This window comes from Gardnerella sp. 2492, assembly GCF_050320365.1.
GTDB lineage: Bacteria > Actinomycetota > Actinomycetes > Actinomycetales > Bifidobacteriaceae > Bifidobacterium.
Window position 1 is genome coordinate 621709 of sequence record NZ_CP186952.1, and the last position, 23065, is coordinate 644773.

17 protein-coding genes and 1 tRNA gene are annotated in these 23065 nt (G+C 46.2%); 2 read left to right on the forward strand and 16 right to left on the reverse strand.

The window, feature by feature from the left end; genetic code table 11:
• Positions 1–79 precede the first annotated feature (79 nt).
• The 11 genes from xseA to ACPFYS_RS02420 form a co-directional block, all read right to left on the reverse strand.
• Positions 80–1435: an exodeoxyribonuclease VII large subunit gene (gene xseA / locus ACPFYS_RS02370; RefSeq protein ID WP_427877600.1), complete on the reverse strand. Its 1356-nt coding sequence runs from the start codon at positions 1433–1435 to the stop codon at positions 80–82.
• A gap of 118 nt (positions 1436–1553) precedes the next feature.
• Positions 1554–1627: transfer RNA gene (locus ACPFYS_RS02375), tRNA-Lys, on the reverse strand.
• Positions 1628–1671: 44 nt separating this feature from the next.
• Entirely contained in the window at positions 1672–1989 is a 318-nt protein-coding gene (locus ACPFYS_RS02380) for a hypothetical protein (protein ID WP_427877452.1), read from the reverse strand.
• Between the two features lie 75 nt (positions 1990–2064).
• Positions 2065–2745 carry an Abi family protein gene (locus tag ACPFYS_RS02385; RefSeq protein ID WP_427877454.1) on the reverse strand — a complete coding sequence of 227 codons (681 nt, stop codon included), beginning with the start codon at positions 2743–2745 and terminating at the stop codon, positions 2065–2067.
• Positions 2746–3002: 257 nt separating this feature from the next.
• Entirely contained in the window at positions 3003–3365 is a 363-nt protein-coding gene (locus ACPFYS_RS02390) for a hypothetical protein (protein WP_427877456.1), read from the reverse strand.
• A 58-nt stretch (positions 3366–3423) separates the two neighbouring features.
• Positions 3424–4503 carry a class C sortase gene (locus ACPFYS_RS02395; RefSeq protein WP_427877458.1) on the reverse strand — a complete coding sequence of 360 codons (1080 nt, stop codon included), beginning with the start codon at positions 4501–4503 and terminating at the stop codon, positions 3424–3426.
• A 475-nt stretch (positions 4504–4978) separates the two neighbouring features.
• A complete protein-coding gene (locus tag ACPFYS_RS02400; protein WP_427877459.1) occupies positions 4979–5362 on the reverse strand; it encodes a hypothetical protein in 384 nt (127 codons plus the stop codon).
• Positions 5363–5661: 299 nt separating this feature from the next.
• Positions 5662–7518, reverse strand: a complete 1857-nt coding sequence (locus tag ACPFYS_RS02405) for a SpaH/EbpB family LPXTG-anchored major pilin (protein ID WP_427877461.1) — start codon at positions 7516–7518, stop codon at positions 5662–5664.
• Positions 7519–7825: 307 nt separating this feature from the next.
• The gene (locus ACPFYS_RS02410) at positions 7826–11974 is read right to left on the reverse strand and encodes a Rib/alpha-like domain-containing protein (RefSeq protein WP_427877463.1); all 4149 of its coding nucleotides are present in this window, start codon (positions 11972–11974) and stop codon (positions 7826–7828) included.
• A gap of 1044 nt (positions 11975–13018) precedes the next feature.
• Positions 13019–15811 (reverse strand): ATP-binding cassette domain-containing protein, encoded by a 2793-nt coding sequence (locus ACPFYS_RS02415; protein ID WP_427877465.1) that lies wholly within the window; start codon positions 15809–15811, stop codon positions 13019–13021.
• Positions 15812–15891: 80 nt separating this feature from the next.
• Positions 15892–16503 carry an ECF transporter S component gene (locus tag ACPFYS_RS02420; protein ID WP_427877466.1) on the reverse strand — a complete coding sequence of 204 codons (612 nt, stop codon included), beginning with the start codon at positions 16501–16503 and terminating at the stop codon, positions 15892–15894.
• A gap of 540 nt (positions 16504–17043) precedes the next feature.
• Between ACPFYS_RS02420 and ACPFYS_RS02425 the strand changes: the two genes are divergently transcribed.
• On the forward strand, positions 17044–17334 hold the full coding sequence (locus ACPFYS_RS02425) for a hypothetical protein (protein WP_427877467.1): 291 nt from the start codon (positions 17044–17046) through the stop codon (positions 17332–17334).
• Positions 17335–17401: 67 nt separating this feature from the next.
• Here the strand turns inward: ACPFYS_RS02425 and ACPFYS_RS02430 are convergent, their stop codons facing one another.
• Both ACPFYS_RS02430 and ACPFYS_RS02435 read right to left on the reverse strand, forming a co-directional pair.
• Positions 17402–18187 carry a DUF4191 domain-containing protein gene (locus ACPFYS_RS02430; RefSeq protein WP_427877468.1) on the reverse strand — a complete coding sequence of 262 codons (786 nt, stop codon included), beginning with the start codon at positions 18185–18187 and terminating at the stop codon, positions 17402–17404.
• Between the two features lie 190 nt (positions 18188–18377).
• The gene (locus tag ACPFYS_RS02435) at positions 18378–19046 is read right to left on the reverse strand and encodes a DUF3043 domain-containing protein (protein WP_427877470.1); all 669 of its coding nucleotides are present in this window, start codon (positions 19044–19046) and stop codon (positions 18378–18380) included.
• 264 nt (positions 19047–19310) lie between these two features.
• On the opposite strand from ACPFYS_RS02435, the gene ACPFYS_RS02440 reads away from it, so the two are divergent.
• The gene (locus tag ACPFYS_RS02440; protein WP_427877472.1) at positions 19311–20678 is read left to right on the forward strand and encodes a dipeptidase; all 1368 of its coding nucleotides are present in this window, start codon (positions 19311–19313) and stop codon (positions 20676–20678) included.
• Between the two features lie 94 nt (positions 20679–20772).
• Here the strand turns inward: ACPFYS_RS02440 and ACPFYS_RS02445 are convergent, their stop codons facing one another.
• From ACPFYS_RS02445 to ACPFYS_RS02455, 3 genes are all read right to left on the reverse strand, one after another.
• The gene (locus ACPFYS_RS02445) at positions 20773–21321 is read right to left on the reverse strand and encodes a low molecular weight protein-tyrosine-phosphatase (protein WP_427877474.1); all 549 of its coding nucleotides are present in this window, start codon (positions 21319–21321) and stop codon (positions 20773–20775) included.
• A gap of 46 nt (positions 21322–21367) precedes the next feature.
• Complete coding sequence (locus ACPFYS_RS02450; protein ID WP_427877476.1) at positions 21368–22018, reverse strand: dihydrofolate reductase; 651 nt, start codon at positions 22016–22018, stop codon at positions 21368–21370.
• A 106-nt stretch (positions 22019–22124) separates the two neighbouring features.
• Positions 22125–22997, reverse strand: coding sequence for a thymidylate synthase (locus ACPFYS_RS02455; RefSeq protein WP_103084893.1), 873 nt, complete (start codon positions 22995–22997; stop codon positions 22125–22127).
• Between the last annotated feature and the right edge of the window lie 68 nt (positions 22998–23065).

Sequence of the window (23065 nt, forward strand, 5' to 3'; positions counted from 1 at the left end):
TCTGAAATATCTGAAATATCTAAAATATCTAAAATATCTAAAATATCTAAAATATCTAAAATATCTAAAATATCTAAAATTACTTACTTGACTTCACTGCAGCCGACTTTGTTCCAGTCACCTTTGTTCCAGTCACCTTGCCAAGTACCACACCGCTTTTAAGCGTAACTGTCATATCGTCGCCAACTTTCGCTAAATCCGCGTCGTCAAGCACTCGCCCACCGCTAAGCTGCACAACAGCATACCCGCGATTCAAAGTCGATTGCGGACTTAACGCAGTCAAGCTCGCATGCGCCTTCTCAACAGTCAAGCTCGCGTCGTCAAGAAGTCGCACCAAACCGTGACGCATTCGCTCAACAGCCTGCTCAACCAAGCGCTCGTGCGGCTCAAGCATAGTGCTCGGGCGCGTAAGGCTCGGGCGATTTGCATAACCTTCAACGAGCCGAATCTCATTGTCAACGCGCGCAGAAATTCGCATGCGCATAGTTTGCAGCGCATTATCAATAAGCTGCCACTGTTCGCGAACGTCCGGAACCACGCGCTTTGCGGCATCCGTAGGAGTCGAAGCGCGCATGTCTGCAGCCAAATCAATCAGCGTCCAATCGTCCTCGTGACCTATTGCAGACACAATCGGCGTCACGCATGCAGCCGTAGTGCGAACCACGCCTTCGTCCGAAAAACCGATCAAATCCTCAAAGCTGCCGCCGCCGCGCGCAACGATAATAACGTCAACTTCTGGATCGGCATCGAGCTGCTTAATTGCGGCAATAATATCCGCCGGGCACTGCACGCCCTGCACATGCGCATGAACAACTTTGAAGCGCGTAACAGGCCAGCGCAAATTCACGTTCGTAATAACATCGCCCTCCGCGCGCGCTTGAGGCGCACATACGAGACCAATGCACTTAGGAAATTCCGGCAGCGGAACCTTATTTTCAGCGTCGAATAAGCCCTCGCCTTTAAGCTTTTTACGCAACTCGTCAATTTGCGCTTTTAAGTCGCCAGCACCAACGCGCCTGATTTCGTCTGCAACGAAACTTAAACGCGTGGCTTTCACCCAAATATCCGCCTTGCCGTGAACTACAACGCGATCGCCCTGGCGAAGTTCGCGCGCCTGCTGCACGAAATTGCTGAAGCCCATTACGGAAATCGACACTTCTTCGTTACTGTCGCGAAGAGTGATGTAGCCGGAAGACGCGCGGCGCATGTTAATTTCGACGATTTGACCTTCAATCCACGCTGCTGGCCAACGTTCTACAGCACTGTGGAACTTTTGACTTAAAACGGCAACAGGCCATGGATTTTCGGCAGTTGTGTCGGCGGCTTTTAGAGGGAGCTGGCGCGGCTGCGGCTGCTGCGGCTGAGGCGTAAATGGCGGCTGTTGAGACTGCTGCTGTTCAAGCTGCGAATAATCCTGGAATAATTGCGGCATCATATTTGACGAGGTCATGTTTCCAGCTTGACTGCAAAGAGGGACAAACACACTGTTGAATTCGCGTGGCGGAAGGATTAGATACGAAAAAACCCAAGCCGTAAAGCTTGGGTTTTGTCTGTGCCCCCTCAGGGATTCGAACCCTGGACACGCTGATTAAGAGTCAGCTGCTCTAACCAACTGAGCTAAAGGGGCGTTGGTTATCTCGGCTCGTTTTGCGAACCGAGAGATAACTATACTCAGAATACGCGCGCACGCAAGTTGGGCGTGTCGCATTGACGTTTATTCGTTAGTGGCGCAGTTGCGCAAGGCGGAATTGTCGAAAACAACAAATCAACCGATGTTTTCGACAAAATACGAGGCGAAATTGTCGAAAACACAAAATCATTTGGTGAAATAAACAAAATGTAGTGCGAAACTGTCGAAAACACAAAATCATTTGGTGAAATCAACAAAACACAAGCCAAAACCGTCGAAAACACAAAATCATTTGGTGAAATCAACAAAACACAAGCCGAAACCGTCGAAAACACAAAATCAACCGATGTTTTCGACATTTTCTATTGACTAGCAAAACGCGCGCAGTAGTCGCACTACCCGCGCCGCAACTTACGTATCTATTTTCAGACTTCTTACTTCGTCAGTTCCAAATATTTATTAGCAGCTTTACGTATTTTTGCTGGATCAATCCATCCAATCGTAAACGATTCATTAACTGCATGAAGTAGCGTAAACAGTGCGTTTATAAGATTCTTATTTTTTTGAGCTATACTGTACAAATTATCAAAATGAGCTGCTTTATTTCTAATCTCTTTAATATAAATAAGATTTCTTGATATTATTTTCCTACCATAATCGTCTTGTTTATTGATTTTGGAGCAATTAACAAATGGAAACGCATTGCATACAGCATCTTTCCAAAGTTTTTGCTGAATGCGATTGTTGCTGTTTGTTTCCGAAGATCCAACAAGTTTTACCCACGTTCCCCACATGAGTTTAGATAAAATGTCATCATGATTTACACTTCCACCAAAATGCGCTCGAACTGCAATTTCTTTCGCTTTCTTGATTTGATTTTCAATCAAATCTTTAACAGAATCTGGCATATAAAGAGGATTGGTCCATTCCTCATTCTGCTTTTCTTTCAACGCAAGTTTGCGAAGTTCTAAATCAATTGAATTACGCACGCATATTTCTACGTATCCAATTTGCTCATGTAATATTCCTGCTAATTCATGATTCGACTTGCATATAAGCATAGCCGTATCTAAATCGTTATTTGCATCGCGCATATAACGATCAAATCTAGCCACGCCACAGAATTGTTGCGCTTCTTGCAGAGTAAAAAATGTATTAGCAGACATGAAAATATTGTACATTTAGTTTGAATTTGACACGAAAATATAATACGACAAATGCAAATTCTCAGGGAATGTGGTAGACTCTAACTTACCTGTGTAGGTTGCTCCTACACGTGATTTCATTGAGCTCTTGTTCGTTAAAAATCCTTCTTTAAGGGCAAGAGCTCAGTTGTTTTTGCTTGATCTTATCTCGCTTTTGGTCTAAAACATCAGATTACGTACTTCGCAAGTAACACTAAACCGCAACTATTCGTTAGTGACGCAGCTGCGCAAGGCGGAATTGTCGAAAACACAAAATCGCTTGGTGAAATCGACAAAATGTGAGCTGGAATTGTCGAAAACAACAAATCAACCGATGTTTTCGACAAAATACGAGACGAAACTGTCGAAAACACATAATCAACCGATGTTTTCGACAAAATACGAGGCGAAACTGTCGAAAACACAAAATCGCTTGGTGAAATCGACAAAACACAAGCCAAAACCGTCGAAAACACAAAATCGCTTGGTGAAATCGACAAAACGCAAGCCAAAACTGTCGAAAACACATAATAAACCGATGTTTTCGACATTTTCTATTGACTACAAACGCGCGCGCAACCGTAACGCTAGCCACACGAAGTCGTCACGCTAGCCGCGCCGCAACTTACGCAGCATTTCGCGCGAAATAAACAACATATGCTTGCCGCGAATATCAAAATCGCGCCGCTTCTTACCAACTGCAGCCAAAATCATCGTCGTCAGAACGGCGATTGTCAAAATCATCGCAAGCAGGAACAGCGTCATCCACAGCGGCCACTGTATGCGATCCTCCGGCGGCGCAACCGGATCCGGCAGCACGCGGTAACCCGTCACAAGCAGTCTATGCGAATTCACGCCGTACGGAGTACACGTGAGCAGCGTCGCCAAATCGCGCCCCTTCTCGCGTTGCAGCAGACTAATATCGTGCGGATCGACCACGCTAATGCGAAACACCCTATACCGCAGCGTCTCGCCTTGTACATCAAGGTAGAAGTAGTCGCCCTTCTTCAGGTTCACCAAATCGTCGAACATGGTGGCATCCGCAAGACCGGTATGCGCGGTAATAACCGTGTGGCGGTTCTTGCCACCCACAGGCAAATCCGTGCCATACAAGTGACCAGCGCCACGCGCCAAAACTTCCTGCGAACTGCCGTGATAAATAGGAAGTTTTACACCAATCTTAGGAATTTTTACGATGCCCATAATGCCCATAGGCTCGTCCAACTGCTTCGCATATTCCTTATATTCCGGCGTGTTCATGTAATCAGAACTGCCGTTATACGGGTCGGCAGTAAGAATCGCCTTATGACGCGCGTTATAGCGGCGAGCCGCACGCAAATGAGCGCGACGCACGTCACCAGCCTGATCGTGATTATACTTGTCGTAAGCTTCGGAAATTTCCTTAGAAACATGATTATTCCAAAGCGTTGAACACAGCGGATACGCGAAGCACAACAGACCGGCAACAACGAATGCAATCGGCTCAATAACTTTACGAAGTTTAGATTTTTTAGAAGACTTCTTAGGAGGATTTTTAGAAGGATTCTGAGTTGTGTGCGAATTTGAGTTAGATTGAGGTTGATCAGTTTTAGCAGCGCTATTTTTAGCAGTTTTGTTCTGAAAAAGCTTGTTTTTAGAGATTTTGTTGAAGAAAGCATATACTTTCGAAACAACGCTGTTCAATTTCATGCTTCCTCCGTTCGTGGGTTTATATAACTAATTTCATTCTATGTGGCGCGAGTTTGGGGGGATTTCTCTCCTCGCACGTCCCGGCCTTCGCTACATATTCATGCAAAACATTTTTAACGTACAGTAACTTTACTTATGTTGTACTTAAGTTCGCTCAGTCCTCTTTTAGTGCTCGTAGAAAAATCCCCCCAAACTTCTGCGTGCCAATCGTTAATAACCGTGTTTAATCGCCGAGATTCTTCGATTTTTCTTCTTCGCTCAATGAATCACCACTTCGTGCTGAGGTTCATCTCGCTCTGTGCGAAAAATCTCAAATCTCTACCACACTAATAGCAAAGCATCTTCGACCAAGCAACACCCACCCTCACACGTCAATTCACTACCGTTGTTCTTGGCGTGGTAGGAGTGCATTTCGCTGTGGTGTTGCCAGCGCGGACGTTAGTGTTATTCGGACTGTCCGTATAGCAATAATACGTCAACTATTTTTTATTTCCTCAAGTTCTTTTTCAACAACCTTCATCTTTTCGTAATAAGTATTTGCTAAATAGAGGGAAAACCATTGACAAATTAGAATAGCTATGAAAAGAAGTGCCATAAGACAAATATTCAAAAGATTAGCTTCAGGCTTCACAAATCCAGCTAACAATCCAATAAATCCTGAAAGGAATCCAAGAACAAATCCTGAAGCGAAACCATGTAACACGTTGTAAATGAACCTTACTCTGTGCAGTTCCATCTCCAACGCATCCTTGTCGCCTTCAATGCCACCAATTGTGTCAATATAGTAATTCCCAATTCTTTTCTTTATTGAAAATATTCGTTTGATGAAGCATTCTCTATCTGCATAAATATTCTTCATTTCAACTTCTTTTCTAAAAGATGATGAATTGTTATTGATTAAGGTTCTTTCCGAATGGAAAGAAGAGGAGACAGCAGACTGTGCTGCGCGAAGAAGAGGAATACTCGCACACACTAACGCGTGCGACGTTCGTTTCAAGCTTTCAACGCATATGCAAATCAAGCCATCGGTGTGCGCGAACACAGCGCAGCCTGCTGAGTTTTTAATTATAGCCAGGCGATTAAAGTTTTGCACGCAGCGCGTCTACAGTAACTTTAAATCGCCTAGCGCCTTGTAAATTTTGACAGAATTGTGCGGAATCAGGCTTCCTGCTGTTCCTCATCCTTCTTGCGGTTGCGCATGAATACGAAGATGCCGAAGCACACCAAGCACACGCCAGCAAGAGCGAAGATGATTATGCCGTAAGAACCGGTCTTTGGAAGGTTGAAGAGCCAGCCATTACCACCGTTGCCACCGTCAGGGATGTTCTTGACAGTGATAGTCTTGGTTGTTGCAGTTGCTTCAACTGTCACACTCTGAACATCAGGGTTACGAATGTAACCAGCTGGCGCAACAGTCTCCACAACGTAGAATGCTTCGCCGCGCTTAACGGAGTAACCGTCGGTTTCACCCTTGGTCTTGCCATCCTTTGTTTCAGAAGCAGTTTCTTTCTCACCAAAGCCAGTGGAAGATTTGACTTCGCAAGCATTCTTAAGGTCTTGACCTGACTTATCTGCCTTAATAGCATCGGTGCAAGCCTGAGCTTCAGCCTTAACAGCAAACAACCTAAACTTTGCGCCACCCAAGGCAGAATCATCCTTAGAGGAAACCTTCTTAATCTTGAATGTAGCAAACTCGGTGCTTGGATTATTTGTAGTATCAACATCGCTTGGAGTTGAACCATCTGTGTGAGAAGGAGTTATCCTAGCCTTGTTGGTAACTTTGTTAGTGCCAATCGTGTCAGAACCCTTAAGTGTGAACTTAAGATGAACAGTTACATACACAGCCTTACCGACGTTAGCTTCCTTATTCACCTCGGTAGCAAGCTTTTCGCGACCAGCAGCAGTGAACTCGATTTTAATCTTCGTACGTTTAACGTCTTTCTTAGTTTCTTCACCAGTTGTAACTGCAGCAATGGTTTCGTCGCTATTTACAGTGTAGTCACCGTTATTGGGGGTAGTCTTATTGTAGGTAAGTTCTGGACCTTCTACAGTTGTTGTCTTGCCCTGTTCATTCTTTTCCGTATCACCAACAGTCATTTTAGTAATTACTGATTGGTCATACGCAGTAAAGTAATCGCTTGGCGCAAGATCGTAAACGGTGTAACCCTTGAAATCATCTGCCTTAAACTTCGAAGCATCTTCTCTATTAGGCCTTGACTTATCAAGCTTCGCCTTGATGGTGTACTCGATTGTATCGCCAGCACCAACCGTATTGGTGGTGGTTGCAGTCTTAGTAACAGCGCCGCTCAAATCGACGTTCTTAGGATCGACGAATGGAGCGTAGTTGTACTGGGTTTTGGTCGCGGTTCCGCCGGACTGAGTTACTTTCTCAATCATTGGCAAAGTCATGTAGAATGCCTTACCGCCCTCATCAGCAGAATAGCCCTTAGGAACTGTGGATTCCCAGACCCTATATAAGCCGAGTGGAAGATCCTTGAACTTCACAACACCGCTAGCGTTTGTTTTGCCTTCGGCAAGAGTGAAGTTAGGGTCATATGTGACTTTGAGCTTATCAGAAGAATCCTGAGCATCAGTAGTAACAGAATCTGCATTGAGCTTTGCAACGCTCTCAGTGATCTTCGTCCAAGCAGAGTAGTTGTTCAGATTGATGTCAGTATCACCAATCTTACTAATCCTCTTGATGGTAAAGCCAGCGCCTTCAACAGGATTTTCCTTCTTCTGCTTGCCATTGCCATTAGTTTCAGACTTCCACTTGTATATGGTGATGGAGCCGGTCTTGGTTGCAGCTGCATCACCAAGATTCCATGGAGCTTTGTCGTAGGAAGCGGTACCAGAAGCTTTATCTACACCAGTAGTACCCTTAGCTCCATTGGTATCCACACTTGGCGTAGCCCAAGCAGAGCTGTTTGCCACCACGGCGCCGGCGACGCACAGCGTGCCAGCCATTGCGAGCGAGGCGAATGCCGCCACGCATTGTTTAGTGAATTTATTCACTTTCTTCTCCTTTATATCAGTGCCCTTTCGGGCAGGTTTTAGGAAAATACGTTTTGTTTGTTGTTGTGTTGCGACCGGCCGCGAGTTCTTGGTTTCCGTAGAATCCGCGTTTCCTTGGCAACAAGTTTTGTGCCGCTTACCCGCTTCAACTCTGCGCACTGCGCTACTGCGTTTCTGCACGTTTCTGCACGTTTCCGCGTTTTAGCACATTACTGCGCTACTGCGTTGCTTGTGCTTTTAGCAGCGCGCGAGCCGACTTGCGATGCGGCGAAACTACTGCAGTTTTTAAGCTGCAGAAAATTTTTCATCAGCATCGCCACCTTTCGGTAGCCCACCTTCTGACGCGCCTCAATGCGGCGCGCAACCATCCGGTGACTTTGCGGACAAAATCTTTTACAGGCGCACAATATTCGTCAAATCGCCTAAACTTTACTTTTTTGACTAAACCGCGCCAAATTTTGGAAATTTTACTGTTTTGCGTAGTGGAGATACTCGCGTCTGAGCAAATAACGCTGTCTTGCGTAGTGCGAACTTGCATAGTGCGAGCTTGCGTGATGCTGGCGGTCAATCTGCTAGCGATTCCGCGCAAACCGCCCATCATGCCAGCAGCCGCGCCGACGAGCATCGCGTGACCCCACTTCGTCTGATCAACGAAGAACGCGCCGCACACAACGAACATGCCAATCATCGCAACCACCAGCAGCGCCATATTCATCCCCTCGCCGCCGGTCTTTGGCAGCTTAAACGGCTCCACCACGTTGACTGGGAAGAACTTTGCAGCGTAGTCAATGCCCTCAGTATCGGTAAAGCCCATAGCCTTAGCAAAGTTATTATCAGTAACGCTAATCTTGCTGTTCTTAATAGCTTTCTTATACTTACCCAAATCCGTAAGCTTCATCGCAAGCACAACGCAATAGTATTTGCCAGACTTCGTAGGAGCTTTGTCGCTGGTGATAGTTCCGCGCGCACGCTCCATCGTTCCGCCAGTGCTATCGAACAGGAAATGCTCATCGCCAGTATTGCAGTGATCACCATTATTGCTACCCTTACGGCAAGCTTCCTGACGAGCAAAGCTTGGATATTTCCACGCCTGCTGCCAATTAAGCTTGAAGAACAGACTATCTAGATTCTCACTCCAGATATGAGTTGTACTCTTTTTAGCTTCATCACTGTCATCTCTACACAAAGCTCTAAGCGTAATGCCTTCAGGCTTGGCTGTGGACCACGAGTCAATGCCCATATCCTTCAGCAAGCCAACGCCTTTCATAACAACAATTCCGTTCGTACTGTCTACATCCCCAGTAAACTTGCCATTTTCATACTGCTTGTAAACGTTAAGATGCAAATCACCTTTGTTAACAGGCAATCTAGTAACCTTCACCTTTGCGTAGATAGGGTAATCCTTGTTAATAGAGCCTTCGCCGTCAGAAACAGAGCCGTCCGGGTAGTGCACCCTAACCTCGGCCCAGTACTCGCCAGCATCCTGCCACTTATCTGGGCGGAAGGTGACGGAGCCTTTGCCAGTGGCATTACTATCTTTTGCTTCCTGCTTACCGTCAGCTTTGTTATCTTCGCCGTCTTCAAAGTTAGCCCAAGGCAAACTGCTTGCTTTCGAATTTGTAATATCACTAGCTTTAACAAAGCGCTTAATCTCGTACCAAGTGCCAGCAGGCAAAGCGCCTTCTTTAACGTTCACCAAATCCTCTTTTGGAACGCCGTTAGCTCCAACTTCTTTACCACCACTATTTTTGGACGTTTTATTGTTGCTTTGCGGCGCGTCAGAGCTTATAGCATCCTTGTGATTCTTAAGATTCTTGTCAAAAGTACTACCAGCCTGAATTTCTGGAATCTTCGTGTAAGTCGGATTATACAGCTGATTATCGTTGAGCTTGATATTAAAGCGGAAAATGCTGTCATTCCAATCTTTACCCTTTGAATCCTTAGTCGCACCCTGAGTACCATAATTAGCAAATAGCATTTTCTTATAAACAACACTTCCACCATTGTCATTGACAATTATGTCATCGAAATTCTTAAGACTAACAGCATTGTTAAAAGCAAACACGCGACACTCGTATTCGCCACTTTTCTCAGGCTTTCCAGTAATAATCGCGCGAGAACGAGCCATAATATTCGTGTTATACTCGTCTTTAGTTAAATGCGAGTACTTAAAATCATCAAGATTACAGTTTTTATCATTCCTGCACTTGTTTTCTTCCTCTTCCGTAGCAATCTTCCATTGATGGAAAGCAGTAAACTTTAATCCGTTAACATCACCAACGGACTTGTTTTTCTCTTCATCCCATTTAAGAAGCGTATAATTATCCTTATTTTTTTCGTGGCAAATAGCACGGAATGTAATCGGAGACTTGTTGTTAGCAGACCATGCGTCAGGTATAAGAAGCCTACTACTATCTATCTGCTTATCTTTATCAAGATTTGTGTAATGATCCGTATGATACGAACCATAAGTAATACGGTCGTCATACTTACTACCCCAATCGTGCATACCTGTACCCTCGGCAATAGAAAAACCTAAGTCGTTATTGCCTATAGTAAGTGGCGTTACTTTAACGTGAGCATAAACCTGACCATTATCCTTAGTGCTTGAACCATCAGGATAGTAAGCAATTACAGGAGTATCATAATTCTTAGGATCTTGAGGTTTACTTGGAGTAAAAGTTACTTCACCAGTACTAGCATTCGTTATTTTTGACCAAGAAAGCACTGGACTAGAATAATTATTATTTGTACCAAGCTCAAACCTAGTGCCTTTAGGAAAATCACCTTTAGTGATCCCCTCGTTTTTTGGAACTGACGTAATTGAGTTTCCAGCTTGTACCTGTTTTTTATCATAATCTGGATACACAGGCTTATAAAAATGAGACATAGGCCAAACACGGAATTTAGCGACAACCGTCTCTGAAAAAGGCTGATTATGATTACAGTTGTACTTATTTGGATTAGGGTATGTTACTTTAATCGGTATATAGACTATATGATTTTTATGCGAGTCTGCTGGGTTAAAATACACTTTGCCTGTGGACTTATCAATCCACGCATGACCTTGTTGTAAAGGCTCTGGCTTCTGATTATTAGGATCATCAAAAGTAACTTGAGCATTGGAACTCTTATTGTTATCAAAATAAGCGTTACCATCAATGGAATAAATAAGATTCTTAGGAATATTATTGTACAGCTTACCTCTTTTACCGTCACTGCCATAATCAGGAACAAAACTACCCTTATTATTGTAGTAATCATCACCATTCTCCTGCCAGTGACCATCATCAGTATAAGCTCTTACAGAAGAAGCTTGACGAGGCTGCGAATCCTCCGACTCCTCAAAATGCAATCCACCAGGCTTAGTTGGATCGGTACTATTATCCCACTCAACGTTGTCTGGTATGCCATCACCATCATGATCATAAGGACCATAAGTTGCATAATGACGCTCATGAGATTTAGCATTAGTAGATTGGTATCCAGCAATAATAGGCATGTAACGAATATCAGTACCATCTGGCACATCTGCAGTAATAACCCAACGGTAGCAAGTCGTAGAATTAGCACTCTCATATGAACGCAGCATTATACCAAAGTCGCCATTATCATGCCACTTCTTTATTTCGCATAAACTATATTTCTTCGTAAAATCACGCGCTGTAGGATCAGTATCCTGATTATATCCACAGCCAAAATGGCCATTACCAACAGTGTCTTCCCATTGATCATTGAAATCTGTATTGCCATATGTATAATGCCAACGAGAAATTGTTCTAGTAGCACCCCAATACTTATCCCAAGTTTTCATCGTTTCTGGGATGTTTTTATCATTCTGGGTTGACCATTCATTCCACTTTTTCTCGTAAACATTTCGCCTATCTCTTTTCACTCTAATAGTGTCCGTAATAAGCTGTTTAGGAAGATCTACATAAAAAGTGACTCGCGCTGGCATACGCTGCCTAGGCTGGTTATCTAGATGCTCAAGAAAAGCATAGTTAAAATATATTTCATACTGCACATGAGTACCATTAGAGTCCTTAGTAATACTTGGCGTAATATGCATATTTTCAACAGCATTACCAATACCATTACCATTAGCAGTAAAATATCCATAACCGCCATACGACCACATAACCTGAGCTGCGTTTGCAGGCTTAGCTGGAACAACAAGTACAGCAAGAAGCGTGGCAACAGAAACAAGCAACGCTAAAAACGCACGGAAAACGTAATGCTTTGAAAGAATACGTCTGCAACCATTTGAAGAAGCAGAGGTAGAAGAAAAAGTAACGGTAGAAGTAGAAGCAGAAGAGTTAGAAGTTGCGCTAGATACGGTTGCACTGGAGGTAGCGTTGAGCGATGCATCGCGCTCGCTGGTCTTATGCCAAGCCAAAGCGCGCGACGCAAGACGACCCACGCGTGATGCGAATCCACGGAACTTTGCTGGTAGCATTTTCTTCGCCTTCCTAATCCTTCACTGCCGCAAAAACCTGATTTTTAGCGCAATCAACCCCTTCGAGTAATCACCATTGCACAAAACGCAGCCAATCGCAGCGCAACACACTACGGAAAAATCCTTAAAATTCTTCCGGCAGCTTTCTAAAAGTCAATCAGAGCGAGAAACTCAACTCCGATAATAAAGACCATGCGCAGGCTGGCAGAGCCAACCACAGGTAGCGAGTATAATATACCCCTATATCCTATACGCAAGCATATCTATCCGTTTTAAAAGCCTCTAGTAGTTATACCCCCCCCCCACGGTGTATTTCAAGTAATTCTCACAGCTTTTTATAACATAGCGTAAAACTTTTTTTATATTGCAAATATAGTTAAAAATCTATAGTGAAATGCATAACTTACGTATATTTTTCGAATATTTCCCAAAAATAAAATTTGCAAAAATCAGCACACAACGCGTTCGGCGTGTCTTAAAACCACTATATATTGTTATAACCTATATACATTTGCGCTAAATACGGTGCCAGCCTGCGCGCACGCGAAACTAAGTGGCCGCAGTGCGCAAACCTGACGAAGTTGCGCAAACAAACCGCAGTGCGCAAACAAACCGCAGTGCGCAAACAAACCGCAGTGCGCAAACCTGACGCAGCCACGCAAACAAACCGCAGTGCGCAAACCGCAATCTGCACGAGTATCCCAAAAAACAGCGCTAAGGCAAATCGTCAGCGCGTTAAATATTTTTGCAGTCAATAGAAAATGTCGAAAACATCGGGCAATTATGTGTTTTCGACAGTTTTGACTTGCGTTTTGTCGATTTCATCGGGCAATTATGTGTTTTAAACAGTTTCATCTCGAATTATGTTTATTTCACCAAACGATTTGGTATTTTCGACAATCCCAACTCACATTCTGTTTATTTCACCAAACGATTATGTGTTTTCGACAATCCCAATCAAGCTGCAAAAAAAATCGGGCAGTGCGCAAATAATTCGTAGCGCTATCACGCGCCGATATCACGCGACGCTATCACAAGACGCTATCACGCGCCGCCGAGGAAAGCGAAAGTACCGCAGTAAAGCGCCGCCGCAACAGCAACCAACGGCACAATCGCGCAAACAGCCAAAACCCACCAGTCGCGCGTACGAACACTGCTCACCCTAGCATGCGAACGCGCACCAACTCCCCCAAAACCGCGCGCTTCCATAGCCGTGGCGAGCGTCGTCGAACGTCGAATCGAAAGCACAAGCAGCGCAAACGACTGCGGGAAGAAAGCCCTCACGCGATGCTCATCACCCAAACCGCGCGAACGCCTCGACGCAGTCAGCGCCGCCCAATCATCCTGCAGCACGCCAAACAACCTAATTCCAGCCAAACCGCCGTAAACAAATCGATCCGGCAAATGCAACACTTGGCTGAAAGCATCCGCCAAATCAGTAGCATCAAGCCCAATAACCATCACAATCGACGGCACGCCAATCGCCAAAATCCTAAGCGAAGTTGCAACAGCCAGCATAGCCGAACGGTCCGTAGCATGCATCAGCCACCACTGAAACCAAGTATTTCCGCCACTTTTGCCGTATAGCAGCACGGTTAGCGCGGATGTCGGCGCACCCACCCACACAGGCCACGAAAGACGAATCACGCGCCACGGCGGAAGTTTGATGCACGCAAAAATCACAAATTCCATCACCAACGCAGCAGTTGCCGACACGCAATCAAGCGTAAAAAGCAGCGGAATCGAAGCTGCGAACGCTCCGAAAATACGAAATACTGGGTTAATTGACGCAAGAAGTGGCGACCTACTGGAAAGTTTCGCTTCCTCGTCGCGATTGTTCACAGCGCTCACTTTGATACGCGAAATGTCTGTTGCGCCGGTAGTTGCGGAAAGCGCTTCGGAAGATTTCACTTCGGAGGATTTAGTTTCGGTAGATTTAGTTTCGGAAGATTTCACAGCAAGCGCTTCGGAAGCACAATCAGATTCAGCAGCACAATCAGCTTCAGCAGATTCAGCAGATTCAGCAGCTTCAGCAGCTTCAGCAGCTTCAGTTTTCACATCCGGCACAAGCTCCACCAAGCGCGCACCCAACGCCTCGACCAGCTCGCGGTCGTGCGTCACCACAATAATGCTCACGCCCTCACTGCGCAAACTTGCGATAAGTTTAATAATTTGCAACCAAGTTTTGCGATCCTGCCCGAAAGTCGGCTCGTCCAAAATCAGCACACGCGGAGCCGCAGCAAGCGACGCTGCCACAGTCAGACGACGCTTTTCACCTCCCGAAAGCGTGTACGGATTCGCCTTCGCGTAACGCGCCAAACGGAATCGCTTAAGCAACTCCTCCGCCTTCGCACGCGCCTCATCCGCCGAAACCCCCGTGCGAAGCGGCCCCAACATAACCTCATCCAACACCGAACCGCACGCAAACTGATGCTCTGGATTCTGAAAAACGTACGAAATTCGCTTCGCCAAATCAGGCGACTTCCACTTCATTGGATTCGTGCCGTTCGCGCCTTTAGAAAGAGCATCACTCGCCACAACTTCGCCGCTTACTGCCGGCAAAAGACCTGCCAAAGTGAGCGAAAGCGTTGATTTTCCAGCACCGTTCGCGCCAACCAAAGCCGTAATCTGTCCTGCTTTAAACTCAAGATTGATGTGTTGCGCAATCGGCTCGCTATTATGGCTGATTGCGAGATCCTTCGTGGAAAGTAGCACTTCTCCGTAGCCTTCTGCTGGATCGCAGTTTGCGGAAGAATTACTTGCGGAAGAATTCGTATTTTTCTTGTAACGCTCAGGAAGCCAAATTCCAAGATCTTCAAAGTCCAAATCGGCGCGCGTAAAAACCTCGTCAGGCGTGCCGTCGGCCACAATCACCGTGCGAGAAGAAGCCGCGCGCGCGATATCGTCGTCGTGAACAGTTTCGCCGTCCGCAACGTCTCTATAAGCAGCTTCATCACTTTCAAGCCCAAGCACAACCACGCGGTCGATCATATCAATCCACGGCTCCGCGTGATGCTCCACAAGCACCATCGTGGCGCGCGTCGAATCCAGAACTGCGCGCACCGCACCCACAATCTGCTGCGTGCCATCCGGGTCCAAATTCGCGGTCGGCTCGTCCAAAAGCAGCACGCTCGGCTGCATAGCAAGCGCGCCGGCAAGCGCCAAACGCTGCATCTGACCGCCGCTTAAATGCGATGTTGAGCGATGCAATTGCAAGCCATCCAACCCAACTTTTTTAAGACTTTCGCGCACGCGATCCCAAATCTCACCGCGCGGAACGTTCATATTTTCCGGACCAAACGCAACGTTATCACCCAAACGCTGGAAAATCGCCTGCGCATCCGGATCTTGTAAAACCAAACCAACACGACCGCGCGCACGTCGAACCGGCACGCCGTCAACTAAAACGCAACCCTCGCTCACTCCACCATCGGCATCTTCGACGAGAGTGGTTTGCTGGGATTTTGCGCTATCTTTCGCGTTTTTTACGCTATCTTTCGCGTTTTTTACGCTATCTTTTGTCACAAAATCATTACCAATAAGACCAGCCGCACCGCTTAAAATAGTAGATTTACCTATGCCTGATGCACCAAGCAGCAACACGCGCTGCCCCGCCTTAATCGTGAGGTCCAACCCGCGTACCGCAAAAGCGCGACGGGAAGCATGACGATAACCCCAATTCTCAAAACGAAGTTCAGCGTTATTTGCGTTACTTGCGTTATTTGCGTTATTAATAGCGTCGCTACTAGCGTCACTAGCGTTGCTGATACTCTTGCGATCACTTAAATCTGTTGGAAGGAAAGTTTCAGATTCTTGCGATTTAGTAGCATCAGGCATAGTAAATCCTTTATGGCAATGATAGATTTTTAATTTTTAATATATTTAATTTTTAATTTCGCTATTTAGCAAATTTGCAACTAAGCACGAGCTACGCGACCAGATGCAAAACGATCCAACGCGCCAGTTAAGCAAATTGCCTTATACAAATACCACATCAACAAGCCCGAAATAATCGCACCAGAGATGAGTCCAGAAATTGTGCTGATAATCATGTAATCGCTAAAGATTGACGCACCTTCACCCCAAAGAATGTATGAAATCACAGTGCCACCAAATGCCGTGAATGCACCATCAAGAGTAGCAACCCAAACATTCCAAACGCGATATAGGAAGCAAAGGAAAATAATCTCACCAAAAATACCCTGAACTAAACCTGGAATCAAAACTCCAGTTGCACCCCAGCTGGTACCAATAAGAAATTCGGTAAGTGCAGCAACAAACTCACCTAAGAATGCAGCTCCAGGCTTACGAACAATAATTGCGGCCAAGCAAGCAGGGAAATAGAACAAACCATAGTACAAGCAATTCAAACCAGGAACTGCAGCAAATGGAATATCGAGGAAATGATGAGTAAAATAGCCAATCCAGAAAATTACACCGGAAGCAACGCCAATAACTACCGTAACAGTAATATCAGCGACGGTCCAGCGCCAATTAATCTTAGCCTTCTCTTTTAATTCTTCTGACATAAAAAATGTGCCTTTCTTGTTATGTATTGCAATGCGTTACATTTTGATGCGTTACATGCAATACTTTGCGTTACAAAGAAACCTTGCAACACCTCTCCAGGCACGGGAAAATTGACCTCCGTGCGCCGGTATTACCCGGATTCACGTTCAAGCGGTTTTCTCTCAGCTCTTGCGGCGCTAGTAACGCGTCAACCAAAAGCACCCGTGTCGATTGACGATTGTACGGCACCGCGTCGACGCACAACCCTCCAACCCTCCATTCACGAGAACCATCTCTCGCAAATGGAGCAGAAAACGACTATAAACCCTCCAAATGCGAGACAACTCTCTCGCAAATGGAGCATTCAGTAGAATCAAACCCTCCAAATGCGAGATAATCCTCTCACGTTTGGAGCAAAAAGTAAGGTAGACAGCTCCAATTACGAGAACACTCTCTCGCAAATGGAGCAAATAATCTAATCAACAACTCCAAATGCGAGACAACTCTCTCGCAAATGGAGCAATGAACAACATGCAAATAATTTTGGCAGTTAATAGAAAATGTCTATAACACCAGTTGATTTGGTGTTTTCGACAGTTTTGTCTTGCGTTTTGTCGAAAACATCGGACGATTATATGTTTTCGACAATTTCGACTCGTATTCTGTCTATTTCACCAGTTGATTTGGTGTTTTCGACAAAATCACACCGTGTTTTGTCGATTTCACCAAACGATTATGTGTTTTCGACAATTTTAAGTAAGCTGCAAAAAATCGAGGCACGACGACATACTCCAACCGACACAATAAAAAACGTGCGCAAGCACCGAACAAACGGCACTTACGCACGCTAATCATCTTATTTTCAAAAACTCACCTACCGCACCGCAAGCTTACTCACTTACCGCACCGCAAGCCTACTCACTTACCGCGCATCGCACGTCGACTAACTCGCTGCGGACGCGTCGGATCAATCCCCTTAGGAATCCCAAATCCGTTCTTGCCCTGCAATGTGCGCAGTCTCTCGTTCAAAATCGCAAGCTCCGCTTTAGTGAGGAAGAATCTGCGATTCGGATGAATCTTATCCATAAACGCAAACTTATGTTTTATAGGCTGCAACGTCTTAGCTTTCAAAACCTTTCCGCGCAATTCCTTAAGCTTAATTTGCTTCTCCCCACTTCCAACAGCAATACGATACACAGGTATATTTGACCCGGCAGTTACACTTTTAACAGCATGCTCCTGCCTGTCCATCGCTCGCATAACGCGATCATAATTACCTTCACCCACAAGAAACACGCCACAATAGCCCGTTCCTCGCCAAATCGCATCTTTAGTTCGCGGATCAACCCATACAGGTTGCTGTGGGAATGAATATCCGCCTTTATTTATGCCGGAAAGTATGCCGGCCGCCGCCCCCGAACGACCTTCCAACTTAGCGTAACCTACTTTGTCTGCACGCTTCGTAAGAACCACTGTAAACAGCAGCAAACCAACCATAGCAGCAGTGATTAGCATAAAAATCCAAGATAAAATCGACCAGCTATAAATCAGCCCAAGCGCGATCGCAATCACTATAGGCAAAGCAAACGCAACTGCCAACCATATTGGCAGCTGTTTGTCGTCCGAATGCGTGTACTTGTAGATGCGCACGATTTGTGAAATCATGCCCTTCTTTTTCGTGCTTTGTGCTTTATCTTTTGCCATGCGTTTATCCCCTGATATTCGCTGCGCTAATCAGATTTGATTAAGCGTAAATGAGTTGCTACTAATAATAATCTATAGTGGCAATAATTGCGCGTCTTACGAAAACGTCTTACGAAAACGTCTTACGAAAACGTCTTACGAAACCGCTCTTACGAAACCGCTCTTACAGAACCGTCTTTACAAGAGTAATTTACTTCGGCCAATTTCCACGCTTTTTGCTGCTTGGTTTCGGCAATCTCCAAATACGCACCTGTAACGCTCGGCTGAAAGCATACATCGCAGATCTTGATCCGCGCTGAACTGGAGCGTCACCAAATTTTTTAATAAGTTTTTTCTTAAGCTTTCGCCACATTACTATCAGATCGATAATCGACAAAAGTATGTAAGCATATAAGGCCACAGCGAGTCCGAAATACACGATTACGTATCGTTGACCTAAAAGACCTTGAGCAAAAAATAGGCAGACCATTATTAATATTGCAAAAGGAAAGAAGAATTCCGTAAGATTTCTGCGCGCGTCAACGTAATCGCGAATGTAGATGCGCCATGGAAGCTGCTCTGACTTTGGCATGTGCGTTAAATCGCCGGATTTCATGGCCTCATACTGCTCGTTTTCTCGCTCTCTGAGGCGAGCACGTGCGCGTTTTGCGCTTGCTTTTCGATCCGCTGGTACGAGTGGACGAAGTTTTTCCGCTTGTACAGCGTTGCGTTTTGGTGTTGGTGCGTTTTTTTCGCGCGTTTTCTGTGCTGCTGCAGATTGCATCTCAGCTTTTGCTGCAGCTTTTTCTGAAGCGTTCGCTGCAGCGTTATTAGCAGCGTCGCCAGCAGCTGATTTTTTTGCGAGTAGATTCCATGTCATGTTTGCAGATTACTCAACAGACTCGACGCACTTACTAGATACTCAATTCACTTACGCAACGCACTTACGCAACGCACTTAAGTTGATTCTCACTAACTTTACACACTCGCGGATATAGTTTATACGTAAATGTTTTACGCGCGAACGTCCTAAAACGTCCTAACATGTTATAAAACGTTTAACCCGTTTAACGCGTTTTATATACACTTACATCTTTTAATTTAATACTTTGGAAAATACTTTGGAAAATACTTTGGAGGATTTATGGCAGATTTAGCAGTCGATGATGTGCGCGAACGCGTGCAAAATGCTTGGGACGACGTTGTTTCCGTATTGAATAAGAAGATTTCGCTTGCTGCGGTTTCTGCCAAGGGAATTTCCGGAGAGCATATGCGCAAGTCCGCTCAGTACGTTGCTGAAGTGTTGCGTGAGGTTGGTGTGGATGCGCGCGTTGAGCAGTCCACGAATCCGGACGGCACTCCTGGTGCTTTTGAAGTGGTCGGCTCGCGCATCGTAAACCCAAGCGCGCCAACGGTTTTGCTCTACGCTCACCACGATGTGCAGCCAGTTCCAGACCCATCCGAGTGGGACACGAACCCATTTGAAGGCACGGAGAAAGACGGTCGCCTCTACGGCCGCGGCGCTGCTGACGACGGCGGCGGAATCGCAATCCACTACGGTGCTTTGCGCGCGCTAAGCGACGACTTGCGCGTAAATATTAAAGTCTTTGTCGAAGGCGAAGAAGAGATGGGCTCACCAAGCTTCATTCCTTTCATCGAATCACATAAAGACGAGTTCGAATCTGACGTAATCATCGTTGCCGACTCCGGCAACTGGTCCGCCGAAATCCCAAGTCTTACAACGAGTTTGCGCGGAAATACCGACGTGGACGTGAAGGTTAAAGTACTTGGTCATCAGGTGCATTCCGGACAGTTTGGCGGCCCAATTTTGGACGCTTATACGCTTGCTTCCATGCTTATTGCTTCGCTTTATAACAAGGATGGCGATTTAGCTGTTCCTGGAATTGCCGCAGAGGAGCCGGTTGGCGGTTTGCAGCGCGATTTGGACGAGGCACAAGTGCGTGCCGACGCTTCAGTAGTCGATTCTTATAAGCTTGCCGGCACTGGCTCTCTCGCCGCGCGCATGTGGACTAAGCCGAGCTTGACGGTAATCGGCATGGATGCGCACCCAGTTGAGGGCAGTTTTAATGTGATTGCTCACGAAACTAAGTTGCGTCTTTCGCTTCGTACCGCACCTTCGCAGCGTCCAGAAGAAGCGCAGAAAGCCTTGTGTGACTTTTTGGTATCTCACGCGCCTTTTGGTGCAGAAGTTACGGCAGAGCCGATTGATAGCGGCATGGGCTGGGCTATGGATCCGAATGCTGTTGCAACGAAGGATGCTCTCGCTTCTATGCGCGATGCTTTCGGCGTGGAGCCTGTAAATAAGGGTGAAGGTGGTTCGATTCCGTTTATTCCGGAACTTCAGCGCATCTTCCCAAAGGCGCAGGTTCTTGTAACTGGTCCGGAAGATCCGAAGTCTAATGCTCACAGCCCTAACGAGTCAATTTCGTTACCAGGTTTGCGCGGAAATATTGTTACCGAAGCGCTTCTTTTGGATCGATTGGGCGAATAGCTTATTAGTTTTAGTTTTTGGTTTAGGTTTTAAGCGCGCGCTCTATACTCTGTCAATTGACTCTGCAACTAGGCTCTGTCAATCGACTCTGCAACTAGGCTCTGTCAATGCGAGCGCAAACCCAGTCTGCTATATAAGGCGCGCACTCTTCAACCTGATCCATTGCAACTTCAAATTCGCGAGGACCTCCGTACCATGGATCTGCCAAATCAAGCATCATCTCGCGACCAGGCTGAGGCTTGGGAAGCGACGGATCGAACTCGCGGTACATGTGTACAAGCTCGCGCTTTTGCGCAGGAAGCAATCGCAAAAGTGAGCGCATATGCGATGCCGTCATTGGCAAAAACAGATTCGTTTCCGCAATCTCGTCTGCATCAATTCTGTGCGCAAAATGCGTTGCTGGAAGGTGGTATCCGCGTTTTGTCAATTCCCTTTGCGCACGTCGATCGATCGGATTTCCGTATTCTTCGTCACTGACTCCGCTGGAACGCACGGCAACAACGTCACTTAATCCCCTAAGCGCAAACTCATTGCGCAACACGATTTCCGCCATTGGCGAGCGGCAAATATTCCCCGTGCAAACTGTCATAACAGTGTATGGGTGACGCGCGTCGACCTTGATTTTGCTTGATTCTTCAGTCATATTTCCTCGTTTACTTTTGGATTTAGTGTGATCTAACGTCTTACTGTTACTGCGCAGGCTCATATACCATAAAACGATATCGTGCAGGATTGCTTTCGCTACCAACTTTCAGCGGCGCTTCCTGCCACTCGCCTTCGCGCGCAACGCACCATTTTCCAGCATCTACAAGATTTTGAATATCGGGAGCAAACGTGTCTGCATCAACTTTCGCTTCGATTTGCGTTACGTAAGCTGAGTCCGCGTGATAATTTGCAAGCATTTCGCGCAAAATCGCAGCTCCGCCGATAACCCAGATTGCGGGGCCGTCTTTAGGCAAATCTTGAGGCAAATCTTCCTGATTTACGTGATTTTCCAGCGTTTCCTGATTTTCCAGCGCTTTTTGATTTTCCAGCCATTCGCACGCGTAATCCAAAGCTGCGTCAATGCTAGTAAAACTACGCGCACCATCCGCCACAAAATCAGGATTTCGCGTCACAACAATATTTTCGCGCCCAGGCAGCGGACGGAATTTCGGCGGCATCGCATCCCACGTACCGCGACCCATAATCACAGGGCAGCCGATAGTCATCTCCTTAAAATAGCGCAAATCTGGGGAAAGTCGCCACGGCATGCCACCGTTCACGCCCATCGCGCCGGTTCTTCCGTCAGTTCCGTACGCTTGTCCCCAAATCAGACGCACAGGAAAATTATTCGACATACTAACGCCACTTTCTACTAACGCATATAAAATCTCACGCAGCGACTCGCGCAACGACTCGCAAAACTACGCAGCGCAAATCACGTAAATATCACACAACAACCAATCACACCGCAACAGGCGCTTTAATCGTCGGATGATGCTTATAATCTACCACTTCAAAATCGCTGTAATCGTAGTCAAAAATCGAATCTGCCTTACGAATCTTAAGCTGCGGATACGGGTACGGTTCGCGCGAAAGCTGCTCGAGCACCTGCTCAACGTGATTGTCGTAAATATGGCAATCGCCTCCCGTCCACACAAACTCGCCCGGCTCAAGTCCTGCCTGCTGAGCCATCATCATCGTCAAAAGTGAGTAAGACGCAATGTTAAACGGAACGCCGAGGAACATATCGCAAGAACGCTGGTAAAGCTGGCACGAAAGCTTGCCGTCAGCCACATAGAATTGGAAAAGCGAATGGCATGGGGGCAAGGCCATGTTTTCAACTTCCGCAGGATTCCAAGCGCTAACAATCATTCGACGAGAATCTGGATGATTTTTCATAAGATCTAGCACGTTCGCGATTTGGTCGATTGTGCGATTCGGATTTTCCGCAGTCGGCGCCGGCCAGCTCCTCCATTGCACGCCGTAAACAGGGCCTAAATCGCCATTTTCATCCGCCCACTCGTCCCAGATGTGAACGCCATTTTCTTGCAGCCAGCGCACATTGCTCGAGCCTTTAAGGAACCAAAGCAACTCGTACGCAAGTCCTTTGAAAAACACGGTTTTCGTGGTGATAAGCGGGAAATATTTGCTAATATCGAAGCGGATTTGCTGGCCGAAAAGCGAAATCGTACCTGTGCCAGTGCGATCTGATTTTAGAGTGCCTTCCGTAAGGATTTTTCGCACTAAATCCTCGTAAGGAGTAGGAATATTAGACGCTGGTTTTTGTGGTACGCGCGCGCGAATTGCCGCAAGTTCTTCTTCTGTTAAAGCCATACTGTCATGTTAACAAAGCGATAATAAATTTAAAAAATCACGCTCGTAAAACATATGTCTACCGCGCA